Source organism: Neorhizobium alkalisoli, from assembly GCF_007829835.1.
In the GTDB taxonomy this organism is placed as follows: domain Bacteria; phylum Pseudomonadota; class Alphaproteobacteria; order Rhizobiales; family Rhizobiaceae; genus Neorhizobium.
Window position 1 is genome coordinate 77,948 of sequence record NZ_VIWP01000007.1, and the last position, 17,827, is coordinate 95,774.

The following is a 17,827-nucleotide window of genomic DNA, read 5'->3' on the forward strand; positions in this document are numbered from 1 at the left end:
GCGCCGGAAACGGAGCCGCCAGGCGAGTGTAACGAGGCGTAACCGCATGGCGAAGAAGACAGGCAGCGAGTCGATCGACGAGACGGCGTTCCAGGCGCTCGAGGAAGCCCTGAAGATCGACTTCAGCGAAGAAGAACAGCCTCGCCCCCGATCAACAGCCAAGGCCCCGGAGGCCCGCGTGTCCGATACGCCCAGGCAGCGTTCCGCCCCACCCCGCCCCGATCAGGCCCGCCCGGATAACCAGCACCGGCAGGAGTCTCAGCCTCGCCCGGCCGACGCGCAGCGCGCTGCGGAAACCGGCGCCCGTGCTCCGGCCTTCGAACCGGCAAACGATAGCGGCCGTCGCAATCCGACCGCCCTGCTCCGCTCGCTTGACGGCGGCTCGATGCGCGGCGCCATCCGCAATGCCACGGTCATTTCGCTTCTCTGGGTCGTTGCCGGCCTCGGTCTCGGCCAGCTGATCTATGGCAGCCAGCTGTGGCAGATGAACTCGGTCGCCGGCGTTCTCGCAGCACCGGGCATCGTCGCGCTTGCCGTCGGCATCCTGATCCCGATCCTGATATTCTTTGCCTTCGCCATCATGATGGCGCGCGCCCAGGACCTGCGCAATGCCGCCCGCTCGATGGCGGAAGTGGCCCTTCGCCTTTCCGAGCCGGAAACGGTCGCGTCCGAGCGCATCATGAGCGTCGGTCAGGCCGTGCGCCGCGAAGTCTCGGCGATGAACGAAGGCATCGAACGCACGATTGCGCGCGCCTCGGAACTCGAGACGCTCGTCCATTCCGAAGTGAACGCGCTCGAGCGCAGCTATGCCGACAACGAACTTCGTGTCCGCGGGCTGGTGCACGAACTCGGCTCGGAACGCGAGGCGATCGTCAATCACGCCGAACGGATCCGCACCTCGATCGTCGGCGCCCATGACCAGCTGAAGGAAGACCTGTCGCTGGCAACCGAGGAAATCTCGATCCGCCTCGCCACGACCGGTCAGGCGCTTGCCTCGATGATCGACACGCGTGCCGCGGTCCTGATGGAAAAGTCGGATGCGGCCGGCGAAGCGCTGAGCTCGCTTCTCTCCGCAAAGACCGAAAACATCGTCCAGACGCTGAGCGCATCCGGCATCGCGCTTGCGACCGAATTCGACCTGCGCCTCGACATGATGACGTCGACGCTGTCGGAACGCGGCCAGGAACTGCTCGGCGAGTTCGAGACCCGCGCCTCGACGATGGACGCCAATACCGAGCGCCTGAACGCGGCTCTTGCCGACCGTACACGCCAGCTCAACGAAACGCTGCTTGCCCGTACCCGCGAAATCACCGAGGGTCTGAACGACAGCGAAAAGACGCTCGGCGGCACGCTGAATGCTGCTCTCGCCGCACTCAACAAGACGCTCGACGACAAGGGTACTTCCTTCCGCCAGAGCCTGCAGACGGCAGCCGACGACGCGGTCATGGATCTCGACCTGCGCTCCGGCCTGTTCGAAGAGCGCCTCAACGCCACGGTCGGCCAGCTCAGCACGACCTTCGACGAAGGCCTGTCGCAGTTCACCACCGCCTTCGACCAGCGTGCCGGCACGCTCGACAGCAAGCTGATGGACAGCCTCGCCCGCATCAACGAAACCGTTTCCGGCGGTTCGGAAGCGATCGAAGGCATCTTGTCCTCCAGCATCGAGCGCATCGGCAATTCGATGACCGACCAGCAGCTGGCGCTCGCCACGACGCTTGGCACCGGCCAGGAAGTGCTCGATTCCATGCTCGAAGGCCGCGCTCGCGAATTTTCCGACGCGCTTGCCGCTCGCGCCACCGAAATCAATGACAGCTTCGGTTCGGCCCATGAAAAGGTCGATGCGGTCATGGCCGAGCGCGGCAGCGCGCTTGCCGCCGCTCTCGCCGACAGCCAGTCGCGCTTCCAGGATGTCGTCGGCGAGCGCTCCGATGCGATCATCGGCGCCCTCAGCGGCAGCCATGAGCGCATGGCGGAAGTTCTCGACAGCCGCACCGGCGCGCTGATCGATGCCGTCAGCGGCAGCCATGAACGTATGGCCGATGTCCTCGACACCCGCACTGCGTCGATCCGCGACCTGATGTCCGGCACGCCGGAACGCATCTCGGCCATTCTCGACGACAAGACCGAGACGCTTGCCCGCACGCTGTCCGAAAGCGAAATCCGCCTCGGCGACGAGCTGGAACGCCGCGTCGGCGGCCTCGATCAGACGCTGTCCTCCAACCGCGAGCGCATGGCCGAAATCCTCGACGACAAGTCGATGGAAATCGCAACCTCGCTTGCGCTGCATGAAGACCGGATTTCCAGCACCCTTTCCGAAAGCCAGGCCCGCCTTGGCGAAGAGCTGGAGCGCCGCGTTGGTGGCCTCGACCAGACGCTGTCCTCCAACCGCGAGCGCATGGCCGAGATCCTCGACGACAAGTCGATGGAAATCGCAACCTCGCTTGCGCTGCATGAAGACCGTCTCACCGGCGCACTGGACGAAAAGACCTCTGCCCTGATCGGCGCTGTTGCCGATGCCGACAACCGTATCGAACAGTCGTTTACGGCGCGCGCCGAAGCGATCCGCTCGGCCTATGCCGACAGCCAGCTCAATCTCGATATCGCACTGGAAGCACAGACCTCGGAACTCAACCGCATTCTCGAAGGCGGCAGCCAGCGGCTCGAACAGGCCGTCGGCGGCGCTGCCGGCCGGATCGAATCTGCGATCGGCGACGGCACCAGCCGTTTCGAGACCGGCATGGCCGATGGCCTGCAGCGTATGGACGAGACCTTCTCGTCGACGCAGGAGCGCATCGCCGCAACGATCGGCCTCGGACACCAGCAGCTTGCCGATACGCTCGGCACTGCGGGCGAACAGATCGCAACGGTCATCGGCAATGCCAGCGGCCAGATCTCGGCCGTCGTTGGCAGCGCCGGCGAGCAGATCACCACCGTCGTCGATGCCGCAAGCCGCGACATTACCGACAAGGTCGGCGGCGCTCATGGCCAGTTCGCGGAAACGCTCTACACCGCCAACCGCAACCTGTCGGAAGCGATCGAGGGTGGCCATGAGCAGATCCGTCAGACGATGGACGACGGTCACAAGCAGATGCGCGCCACGCTCGATGACCGTGCGGGCCTGATTTCCAGCGCGATTGCTGCCGGCAACGAAGAACTCAACACGCTGCTCTCCGACCAGGCGACGACGATCGGCACGACGATCGCCACCAGCGCAGGCATGCTGGAAATGTCGCTCGAAACCCAGCAGGACTCGCTGCGCACCGTCATCGACAGCGTCGGCGAGAACCTCGAAACCCGCTTGCGCAACAATGTCGGCACGATTGCCGGCCAGCTGCATGACGCCGCCCGCAGCATCAGCACGGCGGCAGACAGCTTCTCCGGCCGCGTCGAACTGACGGTTGGCGGCGTGTCGACAGCGCTCGACGATGCCGGCAGCCGCATCGAAACCACGTTCGGCGGCCTGCAGGACCGTATCCGCAACGAAGTCGGCACGGCGACCCAGCTGGTCGACACCGCCGGCCAGAGCATTACCGATGCGCTTGCCGCCCGCACGACCGAACTGGAACGTGTGACCGGCGAAGCCACCGACCGCGTTGCCGGCGTGATGCGCGAACGCACCTCGGAACTGGAGCGCCTCTCCGGCGAAACAGCCGACCGCATCAACCAGACGCTCAGCAAACGCAGCGCCGAGCTGCAGCGCATCGGCGCCGATGCCAGCGACCGGATCGCCGAAACGCTCGACAGCCGCACAGCGCGGATCGAAGAGCGCCTCGGCACGATGGACCGCGCGCTCAATATCGGTCTCGAAAACGTCACCCGCACGATCGAAGGCCAGGCCGTCGGTCTTGCCACCTCGCTGCGTGACGCGGTTTCCACCGCAGCCCAGGGCATGGACAGCGAAGCGACCCGTTCGGCCGCCTTCCTCGCCAAGGCCGGCGCCGACTTCACCCAGGAACTGACGACCCGCAACAGCGAGTTCACCCGTTCGGTCGAAGAGCGCTCGAACGACATCGTCAGCCGCATTTCCGAAACCCAGAGCCGGCTTGCCGGCCAGGCGGCAACCGTTGCACAGGCCTTCTCCGAGGCCGGCAGCGCCATCGTCAACAAGGTTGCCGAAGCCGACAGCCTGGTGAAGAAGCAGGTCAGCGCGATTTCCGATGCGCTCGGCGAAGCTGAGAAGACCCTCGACGCGCGCGGCACCTCGATCCAGACCACGCTGTCTGAAACCGCAAGCGGCCTCGATGTCGCGCTCGACGCCGTCGACCGTGCGCTTGCCGCCCGTGGCGAGGCAATTCGCACCGCGCTCGACACCCGCGCCCGTGACCTCAACTCGATGCTGGCCGGCCGCTCCGCCGAACTGGCAAAGCTGATCGACGAGAAGGCCCGCCCGCTGGTCGAGGAATATGCGCAGACCGGCCGTGTCGCTGCCGAGCGCATCGGTGCCGCTGCACAGGAAAGCGCCGATCGCCTCGCGGCTGCCACCCGTGACACGACCGATCGCATCCGCAACGAAAATGCCGCGCTGGTCGATGCCATTTCCGCCCGCACCAATGACGCGCTTGCAGCACTCAGCCAGCGGACCGAGCATGCAGCCGGCACGATGCGCTCCGTCGAGCAGGGCCTGTCGGCAAATGTCGGCAGCCTGATCGACCGCCTTGCCGAAAGCAATTCGTCGATCGCATCGCTGGTCCAGCAGGCAGCCCAGAACATGACGGTCGCCGCCGAGCGTGCCGCCGTGCAGCTGGCCGAAGCCGATCAGCGTCTGGACGCCACGGCAAACCGCTTCGAACAGTCCGCTTCCAGCGCCGCAGACCTCGTCTCCGGTTCCAGCCGCCTGCTCGAAAACAATATCGATCGCCTGGTCAACGTATCCGGCCAGACGCTCAGCCAGGTTGGCTCCATCGTCGGCCGCTTCGACGAGCATTCGAAGGTTCTCGCCCAGGCGTCCGAACTTCTCGGTGCCGCCCAGTCGAACCTCGCCAGCACGCTGGACGAACGCCAGAACGCGCTGCGCAGCCTGTCTGCCGGCCTCGTCAAGCGTTCCGACGAAATCGCCACCACGCTGAATGGCCTGACGGATCTCGTCGATGGCGCCTTTACCCGCGCCGAAGAACGTTCGTCGCAGATCGGCACGTCGCTGCGCGAAAGCCTGCAGGCATCCTTTGCCGATATCGGCCGTCGTCTCGGCGAGACGCAGCAGCGCGCCGAACTGACGGCACATGCGATGCGCGAAGCGCTGGGTCATGCCGGTGCTGAAGCAACCCGCACGATCGAAGCGACGCTGACCGATGCCGAACAGCGCGGCCGCGATCTCTCCGAACGCCTGCGTGGCTCGATCAGCGGCTCGCTTGCCGATGTCGACCGTCTGCTTTCCGACGCCGCCAACCGTTCCAACGGTGCAGCCCAACAGCTCCGTGACACGCTCAAGGTTTCCGTCGAGGAGGCCGTCGGCCGCTTCAACGGCGCGACGGACGAAATCCGCCGCTCGGCACAGGACATCCGCCAGGAACTGGACGCGACCCGTTCGGAACTGAAGCGCGGCGCCTTCGACCTGCCGGAAGAAGCCAAGGAAAGTGCGGCCGCCATGCGCCGCGCCGTCTCCGAGCAGATCAAGGCCCTGCAGGACATTTCGCAGCTCGTCGGCCGTTCGGCCCAAAGCCTCGAAGTGTCCGAACCGGTCGCTGCCCGTCCGGCCCCGCAGCCGCAGCCTGCCCCGGCGCCCGTTCGCCAGCAGCCGGCGCCCGCTCCGGTTCAGGCCCCGGCAGCCCAGCGCCCCGATCCTTACGGTGCCAGCGCCCTGCGCGGCAGCCTGCCGCTCGACCGTCCGGTTCAACAGGTGCCGGCCCAGGCTCCGACCTATGCACCGACCCGCCAGCAGGACGTGCAGCAGCGCGCCGGCGAAGGCGGCTGGATCAGCGACCTCCTGCGTGGCGCCTCGCGCGACGAAGGCACGGCAGCTGCTCCGCGCCAGCCGCAGGCCGCACGCCAGCCGGAACCGGCCCCCGTTGCCCGCAGCGCCAATGGCGACAACCGCAACCCGCGCCATATGGTCGAATCGCTGAACTCGCTGTCGGTCGATATCGCCCGTGCAATCGATCATGACGCCTCGGTCGATCTGTGGCGCCGGTATCAGCGCGGCGAGCGGGACGTCTTCACCCGCCGCCTCTACACGCTGAAGGGCCAGCAGACCTTTGACGAGATCAAGCGCAAGTACGACCGCGAGCCGGAATTCCGCACCGCTGTCGACCGCTACATCGCCGATTTCGAAAAGCTGCTCTCCGACGTCGCCCGCACCGACCGCGACAAGACGGTAACTCAGAGCTACCTCACTTCGGATACCGGCAAGGTTTATACGATGCTTGCCCATGCCGCGGGCCGGTTCAACTGAGCCGGTTCCGATAGACCGGGATGAAATTCAAAGGCCGCCTCACAAGGGCGGCCTTTTCTGTTTTGAGGTGTTTCGAGATCGCTTCTCCAGTCGCTTGGGTCGGCAATTCGACCCACTACTCCTGCTCGAGGAAACCTGCTATTCTCACGGCAAGCGGGAGGCCAGAAAACGATGGGCCAGACGTTTCCTCAGCAGCATGATGGCGTCGTCTACCTGACCGAAGGCGGGCAGGAGACGGAGATCATGTACAAGTTCGGGCACGAGCTGCCGGAATTTGCCATGTACCCCCTGCTCGGCAACCCGGCCGCCATGGCGGACCTTCGCGCGATGTACGAGCGGGTACTCGATGCCGCTGCCGAACATGGCTTTGCGGCCATGCTGACGGGGTTTGATTACCGCGCGAGCCCGGATTGGGGCGAAAAACTCGGATATTCCCGGCAGGGACTGGCGGATGCGCTGGCGCAATCGATCGATTTTCTGCGTGACGTCGCCAAGCCTTATCAGACGCAGATCTCAAAAATCCTGATCGGCGGCATGGCGGGGCCGCGCGGCGATGCCTATTCGCTCAACCGCACGATCACCGCCGACGAGGCGGAAGACTATCACGCTTTTCAGATCGAGACGCTCAGGGGTATCGGCGTCGATTTCATGAGCGCGGTGACCTTCAACAACGTACCCGAAGCAATCGGCGTGGCGAGAGCGGCGGCGAAACTGGGCGTGCCGCTCTATATTTCCTTTACCCTCGACAGCGATCACCATCTGAAATCCGGGCCCAGCCTGAAAGAGGCAATCGAAACCGTCGATAGAGAAACGGGCGATGCGAGGCCGGATTTCTATGGATTGAACTGTTCGCATCCGCTCGAATTCGGGCCCGCGCTCGAAGACGGAGACTGGATCCTGCGCCTGCGCTGCCTGCGCCCGAATGCCAGTTCCCAGGACAAGATCCACCTGTGTGAAATCGGCCATCTCGAAGACGGCAATCCGGTCGAGCTTGGACAGCAGATCGGCGAACTGGCCCGGCGCTATCCGCATATGGACATATTCGGCGGCTGCTGCGGCACGTGGGACAAGCATCTGAACGAAATTGCCCGCAACATACGCGCGATCAGATTGAACTAGCCATTTTATCGCCCAAGCTGGCCGATCCGATATCCATATGCTTGACGAATAGCGTCAAAAGGCAAATGATTTGGCCTTAGAGGGGTTCACAGCGTCCCTGATGGATATGTGCCCCTGTTCGCGGGTGCGGTGGCTGATATGGATCTTCTGATCGTCATCATTCTTGTTGGAGCTTGCGCCGTGGTCGGCGCAACGATGCCTGATCGGCGACTCGGCTCGAGATATACCAATCTGGATTACGGGCAGGTCTATGACAAACGCCTCAAGCCGATCACGCGCAAGGCTGCGTTCTGGATGGAGCTGCGCGTTTTGCTCCTGCTCATCGCGCTTGTCGCACTGATCGCGTTTCTCTGGCTGATTTTGATGGCGTGAGACGCAAGAGCGATCGCGTATAGATCGGCCCGATGGAGCTTGCGGCGCATATCTCTGCGGCGGCCGTGCCCCGGAGGAGCGGAGGGCAATCGCGCCCAGCCGCCATGCCTTAAAATCACATCGCCTTCAGCGACCAGTCGACAATCTCGGCGCCAACCTTCGAAAACGCACGGTCGAGCGCTTCGATGAATCGGCGGTTTTCTGTGCCGGAGACGGGCACGCTTGCCTTGAAGACGTTCTGGGCGCGGACGCTGCCATTGCGGTCGTTCAGGAGCTTTGCCGAGATCTCAACGGTTGCGACGCGTGCACCAACGGTGCTGACTTCGAAACTGCGGATATCGGTGACGATCTGGTAGTCGATCGCAAGGCCCTGCCCCGGCTTGCCGACGCCGCCCAGACGGCCGGTGTTTTCGAAGGCCTCGACGAGCTTGGACTGCACGAGTTTCGGCAGCGTATCACCCCAGCGGCTATCGGCCAGATACTGGACCTCGGATGGCGAGACGCGGACCACGACCTGGTCGCTGTCGAGCATTTTGACCGCCGTCGGCACGGGCACGAGGATCTGGCGGTTCTTCATGACCGGGCCGGTCGCGCTCGGCGTCATCGACAGGTCGAACGTGTCATTGTTTGCCGAACTGCCGCAGCCGGTCAGCAGGGCCGCGATCAGAGGCGTCGCGAGCAGCAGCGGATGGCGCGCCATGCGCCGCAGATAAGAACCCGTCATGAACCTGTGAACTCCCTGCACGCTTAGCGCCGCGTCCTGCCGTTATATTCCTTCACCGTGTCGCCGCCAAAGATCAGCCGCTGCGGGTTCTGGTCGAAATTGTTGATCGCATTGTTGAGCGATTCCACCGTCTGGCGTGTATCGCCGACCAGCGCACGGATATCGCCGAGGCCGCTTGCGGAGAAACGCTGCAGATTGTCGGCGATCGGTCCGATCCGCTGGTTGATGTTGTCGGCCACCGCCTTGAAGGATTCGAGCGTCTGGCGTGCCTGCACGAACAGGCCTTGCGAATCGTCGCTCGAGAGCAAGCCGTCGACCTTGGCCAAGATGCCATCAACGCGGCTGGAAGCGTTGTTGAGCTTGCCGGCCAGCTGGGTGAAATCGGTGATCGCCTTGTTGATATCGTCCGTGCGGTGCGCGACATCGTCGACGACGGTACGCGCCGAGCTGAGCGTCTGGCGGGCGTCTTCGGAGGCCGAGCTGATATTGCGGATCGTCGTGGCGATCTGGTCCGGAGGAACCGAGGAAAGCAGGGTATTGGCGCGGCTCAGCACGCCTTGCGCCTCGGCGCTCGCTTGCTGGAAATTGGTCGCGGCATTCTTCACATTGTCCATGATCGGACCGAAATTGTCGGAGGCCGTCGCGGCATTGCGGGTCAAGCGCTCGGCATTCGAGACGACGGCATTGACCTTTTCGGCGTCGATGGCGCGCACCAGCTGCTCTGCCGCCTGCAGCGTCGAATTGAGCGTGCCGGAGACACGGTCGACGGCGCTCGACAAGGTCGAGAGGCTGTTGAGGAACTGGTCGATATTGCCGGAATTGGCGCTGAGTGCTGCCGTAAAAGTCTCGACATTGCGGATCGTCTGGGTCAGCGGATCACGCGCATCGGAGACAAATCCCTGGATGTCGCCGATCGCCTTGTCGGCCTTGTCGAGGATCTTGTCGGCGGTCGCAAGCAGGTTGGTGACACTCGACTGGTCGGCGATCAGGACGGCCGGCTTGCCCGCCTCCATCGCCTTTTTCAGGATGTTTTCCTCGCCCTTGGCGCCGCCGGAAAGCTCGATATAGGCAGCGCCCGTCAGGCCCTGGACTTCGAGAACCGACTTGGTCGACTGATAGACCGGCGCATCGGCGCGCACTTCGGTGAAGGCGATCGAATAACGCGGATCATCCGGGTCGATGCTGAGGCCCCGCACGGAGCCGACCGGGATGCCGTTGAAGCGCACCGGCGAGCCGACCGAAAGGCCGTTGGCGGAACCGGGAATGCGAATCGCAAGCTCTGCCGTCGGGCCGCCGCGGCCGGAGGCCGCCATCCAGTAGACGAAGCCGAATGCGGCAGCCATGACAAGCAGCGTGAAGAAGCCGACGAGAGCGTAATTTGCTTTTGTTTCCATGAGATTCGTCAGTCCTTACTCACTGCCGGCTGGTCTTTGTCGTGCACGTCGTCATGTCGTACGACCGAACGCGCTCGCTTGCCCCGGAAATAGGATTGAACCCACGGATCGTCAAAGGCGAACATATCCTCAAGAGTCCCTTCCACCAATACCCGTTTCTGCCCAAGCACAGCAATACGATCACAGACCGAAAACAGGCTGTCGAGGTCGTGGGTGACCATGTAGACGGTCAATCCGAGCGTATCGCGCAGCTTGGCGATCAGGGCGTCGAAATCGGCGGCCCCGATCGGATCGAGGCCGGATGTCGGCTCGTCGAGAAAAACGAGATCCGGGTCGAGTGCGAGCGCACGTGCGAGTGCTGCGCGCTTGATCATGCCGCCCGAAAGTTCGGACGGATATTTGTCCGCAGCATCCGCCGGCAGGCCGACCATTTCAAGCTTCACATAAGCAATCTCGTCCATCAGCGACTGCGGCAGATGGAGATATTCGCGCATCGGCAGCTGGATGTTCTCCTTGACCGTCAGCGCCGAAAACAGCGCGCCGTGCTGAAAAAGAACGCCGAGTCGCTGGTCGAGCGCGATGCGCTGGTCCTCGTCGGCTTTGTCATAGTCGACGCCCAGAATTTCGATCGTGCCGGAACGCTGCGGCAGAAGCCGCAGTACCGTGCGCATCAGCACCGACTTGCCGGTGCCCGAAGCGCCGACGAAACCGAGGATTTCACCGCGATAAATGTCGAGATTGAGGTTATCGAGAACGAGGTTGTTGCCGAAACCGACCGTCAGATCGCGCACGGACAGAACCACCTGCCGGTCCTTCTGGGACTTCGGCTGGCTCTTTTCCGATACGGTGTTCTGTGTTTCTTCCAAATCGCCCATCCTCAGAAATCGATAGCCGAATAGAAGACGGCGAAAAAGGCGTCGAGGGCAATCACCGCGAAGATGGATTTGACCACGGAGCTCGTGACGTGCTGGCCGAGCGATTCCGCGCTGCCGCCGACTTTCATGCCTTCAACCGCCGCAACGATGCCGATGATCAGCGCCATGAACGGTGCCTTGATCATGCCGGCCGCGACCGAGGTATGGTCGATCGCTTCGTGCAGGCGCGACAGGAAGGTGTCGAAGGTAATGCCCGAATAGGTCCAGGTCACGATGGATGCGCCGTAAAGCGCCGAGAAATTGGCAAGGATGGTCAGAAGCGGCAGCGCCACGGTGAGCGCCACGAGCCGCGGAAAGATCAGGACACCGACCGGATTGAGGCCGATGACGGTGAGCGCGTCGATCTCCTCGCGCATCTTCATTGAGCCGATTTCGGCGGTGATAGCGCTGCCGGAACGGCCGGCGATCATGATGGCCGTCAGGAGCACGCCGATCTCGCGCAATTGCAGAATGCCGACCAGGTCGACGACAAAGATCTCGGCGCCGAAATACCGCAGCTGGAAAGCGCCCTGCTGGGCGATGATCGCGCCGATCAGGAAGGACATGAGAACGATGATCGGCACCGCACGCACGCCCATGCGGTCGATATGGGTGACGACCGAAGCCGGCGAAACACCGGATCCGTGGCCGAGCTTCAGCTGGGCGCCGCGCACTGCCGAACCGAGAATATGCATGGCCGCGTAAAAATCGCTGCCGATGCTGACAGTGATTTTGCCGACCGGGGTGAAGACCTTTTCGAACAGCGGCCGGTTGTCCGGCCCGGGAGACGGCGGCGCGGGTGCGGTCTCGGGCAGAACGCCGATCAGTTCCTGGATGGCCGGCGAAGCGCCGGTCAGGGTCGCTTCACCGCCCTGCCCGCCCTTGGCGGTCATGAGCCGGCGAATCAACCAGGCGCCGGCCGTGTCGATGCCGTCGATCCCTGAGAGATCGATTTCGACCTTGCCGTGGCTGGCGGCCTTTTCGACCTTTTCGAATTCCTTCAGCACCGCGCCGATCGAATGGTTCCGCCATTCGCCGGACAGGGCGTAACGCTCGCCGCCGCCTTCAGGCGCATGTTCGGCTTTGATCTCGGCTGGCTTCGGCGTCACAGAATTCTTTCGTCCGCGGGACAGGAGTTTCTTGGTCGTTTCTGATTACGATCCGATTGATCGCAGGTCGGGAAGCCGCAATATAGTCAGCTCGACCAGATTTGCCACAACGCAGCGCTGAAAAACGATGAGCCGTCACCTCGAAGCAACAATCGAAATCTTCCCGATCGTCGGTCTGTTCACGATCTCCCGCGGATCGAAGTCTGAGGCCGAGGTGATCACCTGCACGATGACCGAAAACGGGTTTTCCGGGCGTGGCGAATGTGTGCCCTATCGGCGCTATGGAGAGACGGTCGAAGGCGTGCTGGCGAATATCACGGCGATGGCCGGCGCGATCGAAAACGGGCTCACACGCCTTGATCTGCAGGCGAACATGAAGCCGGGTGCGGCCCGCAACGCGATCGACTGCGCGCTCTGGGATCTCGAAGCGAAACGGTCCGGTCAGCGCGTTGCGGAGATGATCGGCGCGACCTCCACAAAGCCTCTTGTCACGGCCTTCACCCTGTCGCTCGGCACGCCGGAAGCGATGGCAGAGGAAGCCAGAAAGAATGCGGCAAGGCCGCTTCTGAAGATCAAGCTCGGCACCGAGGATGACGAGAGCCGCATGCGCGCGGTTGCAGAAGGCGCGCCGAATGCCCGAATCATCGTCGATGCCAACGAGGGATGGACGCCGGGTAATCTTCTCCGCCACATGGAGATTGCAGCCGAGGTCGGCGTTGCGCTGATCGAGCAGCCGCTGCCCGCCGGCAAGGATGCCGAGCTCGCCAAAATCCGCCGGCTCGTGCCCGTCTGCGCCGATGAAAGCGTGCATGCGACCGGTGATCTGGCTGCCCTCGCCGACCGCTATGACGCCGTCAACATCAAGCTCGACAAGACGGGCGGGCTTACCGGAGCGCTGGCGATGAAAAAGGAAGCGCAGCGCCTCGGCTTTTCGATCATGGTCGGCTGTATGGTCGGCACCTCGCTTGCCATGGCACCGGCCGTGCTTCTGGCGGAAGACGCGGCTTATGCCGATCTCGACGGGCCGCTGCTTCTGGCGCGCGAACGGGAAAACGGGCTCAGATATGAAGGTTCGCTGGTTTATCCGCCGGAAGCTGATCTCTGGGGCTGAAACCGGCCGGCGAGAATGATGATGGCAAGGCCGATGGCTGCGATCAGCGACATGATCAGGAAACCGACGCCGCCGTAATGGCGATAGACGACGCCGGCAAGGATAGTCGCCGCCCCCAGAAGCACGCCGTTGTAAAAGACATAGGCGCCCTGGGCTGCCGTTTCCTGATCCTCGCGCACCAGCTCGACCATCTTGCTTTGCAGACCGACATGCACAAAGGCAAAGGTGAAGGCGTGGGTGAGCTGCAGGACAAGGTAGGTCGCAAAACTCAGATCCAGCGGAAAGAGCGCCCAGCGGGCAATCGCGACGGTGCAGCCGAACCGGATCATGGCCGACGGGCCGATGCGCCGTAAGATCCAGCCTGCCATGAAGAAGACGGTGATTTCACCGACCACGCCGGCTGCCCAGAGAAAGCCGATGGATTGTGCCAAAAAACCAGCCTCCCGCCAGTGCAAGGTGCTGAAGGCGTAATACATGCCGTGGCTCGCCTGCACGAGAGAGGCGCCCAGCATGAGAAGATGAAGATCGACCCGGCGCAACGCGCTTGGCGAGACCGGCCTGATGGCGGAAGTGATCCGCATCCGGCCGAGCCTCGGCGCGAGCACTCCGGCGATGACGGCGAGCACAAAGGCGAGCGATATCGCACCCGGCACGACGATCGAGCCATGGTCGGTGACCAGAGCGCCGACGGTGAGCGTCGCGGCGACGAAACCGACCGAACCCCAGACCCGCATTCGCCCGTATTGCAGCCCCCAGCGCCGCACACCGGTGACCGTGATCGCCTCGACGATCGGCGTATAGGGCGCAAAGGCCGCCGATTGCAGCGCAAAAACGATCAGCACCGCCCAGAAACCGCTGGTCCAGAACAAAGCCACGGCCGTTGCGAGAGACAGGCCGCCCGACCAGATCAGAATAAAACTTCGCTCCGGCATATGGTCCGCCAGAAGGCCCGCCAGCGGAGCGGCGATCACCCTCAGGATCATCTGGGCGGCAAGCACGATGCCGATCTCGAAGGGCGAGAAGGACAGGCTGTTCAGCCACACAGGAAAATAGGGAAGAACGATGCCGTTGACGCCGACGGCCGCGCCATAAGCAAGCGCGCAGCGAGACTGGAATTGGCGGGGCATGGCGGCGAGCGCCTGAGCGGCAGGGGTCACGACAGCACGGCAGATTGCATGAACTGACGTGGTCGTAACACGTCCATGTGAGTCTGCCTATGCGGTTGCAGGGTCGCGCAATGCAATCGGCAAAACCAAACAAAAAGCCCGGCACTCAGGCCGGGCTCAGATGCAATTTAAAAGAGATGAAGACGATCAGGCAGCCTTCATGCCGCCGATCGTGCGGTCCGGCGCGGGCAGCGCCTTGATTTCGGCGGTCGCGGCAACATGGCCCCAGGTGATCAGCTCCAACGTGCCATCGAAATGCTCGGCGATCGCCGTGCAGCTTTCGACCCAGTCGCCGGTATTGACGTAATGGATGCCTTCGATGTCTTCCATCACCGCATGGTGGATATGGCCGCAGATGACGCCATCGACTTCGTTGCGGCGGGCTTCGTCGGCAACGACGCGCTGGAACTCGCCGATGAAGTTGACGGCGTGTTTGACCTGCAGCTTTGCCCAGGCCGAAAACGACCAGTAAGGCATGCCGAGTTTGCGACGGATCGCGGCAAGGCCGATATTGATGACGATCGCCGCATCATAGGCCCAGTCGCCGAGATAGGCGAGCAGGCGCGCATTGCGGACCACGACGTCGAATTCGTCGCCATGCAGGACGAGGTATTTCTTGCCGTCGGCCATTTCATGGATCATCCGGTCGGCCACTTCGATGCCGCCGAAATGGGTGCCCGGGAATGAACGCAGGAATTCGTCGTGATTGCCGGGGATATAGACGATGCGTGTGCCCTTGCGCGCCTTGCGCAGAAGTTTCTGGACAACGTCGTTGCAGCCCTGCGGCCAGTACCAGCTGCGCTTCAGCCGCCAGCCATCGACGATGTCACCGACCAGGAACATCGTGTCGGCCTCGTGATAGCGCAGGAAATCGAGCAGGAAATCAGTCCGGGCCGCCTTGGAGCCCAGATGCACATCCGAGATGAACAGGGTTCTGAAATGCTTCGTCTCAACTGCATCGGTCACGGAAGTTTTCCTTTCGCTGCCGCTTGAAATTGCCTCTCCAAAACCAGACTCGTGTTGCAGGATGATGACAAGCGCGTGATCGGCAGCGCATGCGGGCGCCTTGCCCGCGCATGTTGCAGATGCGCAGGCCGCAGCAAAAACGAAGACCGCGAAGGCGAATATCGGGCTGGACCGTCGTGTCATTTGCTGTATTGAGAAACGACATCTGGAACAAGCAAGCCGAGTTTGAAATGACTTCTCATCCGTCGCAACCGTCCTCCAGCAATACCACTTCCGGCGATCTGGACGAACAGGCCCTGTTCTTCCACCGATATCCCCGCCCCGGCAAGCTGGAGATCCAGGCGACGAAGCCGCTCGGCAACCAGCGCGATCTCGCACTTGCCTATTCGCCGGGTGTTGCTGCTCCCTGTCTCGCGATCCGTGACAATCCGGACATGGCCGCCGATTATACGGCGCGTGCCAATCTGGTGGCCGTGATCTCCAACGGTTCGGCCGTGCTGGGCCTCGGCAATATCGGCCCGCTCGCCTCCAAGCCGGTGATGGAAGGCAAGGCCGTCCTCTTCAAGAAATTCGCCGGCATCGACGTCTTCGACATCGAGATCGATGCGCCGGAAATCGACGCGATGGTTTCGACCGTTGCAGCGCTGGAGCCGACCTTCGGCGGCATCAACCTTGAAGACATCAAGGCGCCGGAATGCTTTGAGGTCGAGCGCCGTCTGCGCGAAAAGATGAACATCCCGGTCTTCCATGACGACCAGCACGGCACCGCGATCATCGTCGCCGCCGCGATCATGAACGGCCTGGAACTGGCCGGCAAAAAGATTGAGAATGTCAAGATCGTCACCTCCGGTGCCGGTGCTGCAGCGCTTGCCTGTCTCAACCTCCTCGTCTCGCTTGGTGCGAAGAAGGAGAATATCTGGGTCCACGACATCGAAGGCCTCGTCTATGAAGGCCGTGTCGAACTGATGGACCAGTGGAAGTCCGTCTATGTCCAGAAGAGCGACAAGCGGGTTCTCGCTGACAGTATCGACAACGCCGATGTGTTTCTCGGCCTTTCGGCTCCGGGCGTGCTGAAGCCTGAACTTCTGGTCCGCATGGCCGAAAAGCCGCTGATCATGGCGCTGGCCAACCCAACGCCGGAAATCATGCCGGAACTGGCGCGCGCCGCCCGTCCCGACGCGATGATCTGCACCGGCCGTTCGGACTTCCCGAACCAGGTCAACAACGTCCTCTGCTTCCCCTACATCTTCCGCGGCGCGCTCGATTGCGGTGCGACGACGATCAACGAAGAGATGAAGATGGCGGCGGTCAATGCGATCGCAGCGCTTGCCCGCGAAGAAGTGTCGGACGTTGCCGCCCGCGCCTATTCCGGCGAAACGCCGATCTTCGGACCGAACTATCTCATCCCCTCGCCGTTCGACCCGCGCCTGATCCTGCGCATTGCGCCGGCCGTCGCCAAGGCTGCCGAGGAAACCGGCGTCGCGACCCGCCCGATCCATGATGTCGAAGCCTATCTCGACCAGCTGAACCGTTTCGTCTGGCGTTCGGGCTTCGTCATGAAGCCGATCTTTACCGCGGCGAAGGATGCTGAAAAGAACCGCGTGATCTTTGCCGAAGGTGAAGACGAGCGCGTGCTGCGCGCCGCCCAGATCCTGCTCGAGGAAAAGACGGCACGGCCGATCCTGATCGGTCGTCCTTCGGTCATCGAGGCACGCCTGAAGCGTTTTGGCATCCGCATCCGTCCGAATGTCGATTTCGAAGTGGTCAACCCGGAAGACGATCCGCGTTATCGCCAGTATGTCGATGACTATCTCGCGCTTGTCGGTCGCCAGGGCGTCAACCCGGAAACGGCGCGCACCATCGTGCGTACCAACAACACCGTCATTGGTGCCCTGTCGGTCAAGCGCGGCGAAGCCGATGCGCTGATCTGCGGCGTCGAAGGCCGCTACGACCGGCACCTGCGCGACGTTCGCCAGATCATCGGCCTGCGTCCGGGCGCCCGCACGCTGGCCGGCCTCAGCCTCTTGATCTCGCAGCGCGGTGCGATCTTCTTTGCCGACACGTTCGTCAACTACAACCCGACCGCCGCCGAGATCGCCGAGATCACCATTCTCGCCGCAGAGGAAGTTCGCCGCTTCGGCATCACGCCGAAGGCTGCCCTGATCTGCCACTCGAATTTCGGCTCGCGCAATTCGGAGAGTGCCGCCAAGATGCGCGAAGCGCTCGGCATCATCCGCGAACGCGCGCCGGATCTGGAAGTCGATGGCGAAATGCAGGGCGGTTCGGCGCTGTCGGAAGAGCTGCGCAAGCGCGCCATGCCGAACACGTCGCTGTCCGGCGAAGCCAATCTGCTGGTCTTCCCGAATCTCGATGCGGCCAGCATTTCGCTTGGCCTCGTGCGGACGATGATGGATGCCCTGCATGTCGGCCCGATCCTGATCGGTGCGGCCCTGCCAGCCCATATTCTCGGCCAGTCGGTCACCTCGCGCGGCGTGGTCAACATGGCAGCGCTTGCGGTCGTGGAAGCATCCGAGGCAGAACCGCTGCTCGGCTGAGATACACCG

Annotated in this window: 11 protein-coding genes; 5 read left to right on the forward strand and 6 right to left on the reverse strand. The window is 63.0% G+C overall.

The genetic code is table 11. The features are described 5' to 3' along the window. Positions 1 to 46: 46 nt before the first annotated feature. The 3 genes from FHW37_RS23920 to FHW37_RS23930 all read left to right on the forward strand — a co-directional run bounded on the left by FHW37_RS23920 (position 47) and on the right by FHW37_RS23930 (position 7,879). Positions 47 to 6,388 carry a hypothetical protein gene (locus FHW37_RS23920; protein WP_145640941.1) on the forward strand — a complete coding sequence of 2,114 codons (6,342 nt, stop codon included), beginning with the start codon at positions 47 to 49 and terminating at the stop codon, positions 6,386 to 6,388. Between the two features lie 171 nt (positions 6,389 to 6,559). Further along, a complete protein-coding gene (locus FHW37_RS23925) occupies positions 6,560 to 7,507 on the forward strand; it encodes a homocysteine S-methyltransferase family protein (RefSeq protein WP_145640943.1) in 948 nt (315 codons plus the stop codon). A gap of 138 nt (positions 7,508 to 7,645) precedes the next feature. Next, a complete protein-coding gene (locus FHW37_RS23930; protein WP_145640944.1) occupies positions 7,646 to 7,879 on the forward strand; it encodes a hypothetical protein in 234 nt (77 codons plus the stop codon). A gap of 115 nt (positions 7,880 to 7,994) precedes the next feature. Here FHW37_RS23930 and FHW37_RS23935 read toward each other — a convergent pair whose 3' ends face one another. The 4 genes from FHW37_RS23935 to FHW37_RS23950 are packed head-to-tail and all read right to left on the reverse strand — an operon-like array spanning position 7,995 to position 12,020. After that, entirely contained in the window at positions 7,995 to 8,603 is a 609-nt protein-coding gene (locus FHW37_RS23935; RefSeq protein WP_145640946.1) for an ABC-type transport auxiliary lipoprotein family protein, read from the reverse strand. Between the two features lie 23 nt (positions 8,604 to 8,626). Further along, a complete protein-coding gene (locus FHW37_RS23940; protein WP_145640948.1) occupies positions 8,627 to 9,997 on the reverse strand; it encodes an MlaD family protein in 1,371 nt (456 codons plus the stop codon). Positions 9,998 to 10,005: 8 nt separating this feature from the next. Further along, positions 10,006 to 10,863 carry an ABC transporter ATP-binding protein gene (locus FHW37_RS23945; RefSeq protein ID WP_432442891.1) on the reverse strand — a complete coding sequence of 286 codons (858 nt, stop codon included), beginning with the start codon at positions 10,861 to 10,863 and terminating at the stop codon, positions 10,006 to 10,008. Between the two features lie 11 nt (positions 10,864 to 10,874). Further along, positions 10,875 to 12,020, reverse strand: a complete 1,146-nt coding sequence (locus tag FHW37_RS23950) for an ABC transporter permease (RefSeq protein ID WP_145640949.1) — start codon at positions 12,018 to 12,020, stop codon at positions 10,875 to 10,877. A gap of 127 nt (positions 12,021 to 12,147) precedes the next feature. On the opposite strand from FHW37_RS23950, the gene dgcA reads away from it, so the two are divergent. Next, positions 12,148 to 13,131 (forward strand): N-acetyl-D-Glu racemase DgcA, encoded by a 984-nt coding sequence (gene dgcA / locus FHW37_RS23955; RefSeq protein WP_145640952.1) that lies wholly within the window; start codon positions 12,148 to 12,150, stop codon positions 13,129 to 13,131. Here the strand turns inward: dgcA and FHW37_RS23960 are convergent. Together FHW37_RS23960 and FHW37_RS23965 are read right to left on the reverse strand one after the other, a co-directional pair. After that, complete coding sequence (locus FHW37_RS23960) at positions 13,101 to 14,258, reverse strand: MFS transporter (RefSeq protein ID WP_145640953.1); 1,158 nt, start codon at positions 14,256 to 14,258, stop codon at positions 13,101 to 13,103. The two genes, dgcA and FHW37_RS23960, sit on opposite strands and share 31 nt — an antisense overlap. Positions 14,259 to 14,444: 186 nt before the next feature. Beyond that, positions 14,445 to 15,263, reverse strand: a complete 819-nt coding sequence (locus FHW37_RS23965; RefSeq protein ID WP_145640955.1) for a UDP-2,3-diacylglucosamine diphosphatase — start codon at positions 15,261 to 15,263, stop codon at positions 14,445 to 14,447. Positions 15,264 to 15,493: 230 nt separating this feature from the next. On the opposite strand from FHW37_RS23965, the gene FHW37_RS23970 reads away from it, so the two are divergent. Then, entirely contained in the window at positions 15,494 to 17,818 is a 2,325-nt protein-coding gene (locus FHW37_RS23970) for an NADP-dependent malic enzyme (RefSeq protein ID WP_145640956.1), read from the forward strand. The last annotated feature ends 9 nt before the right edge of the window (positions 17,819 to 17,827 follow it).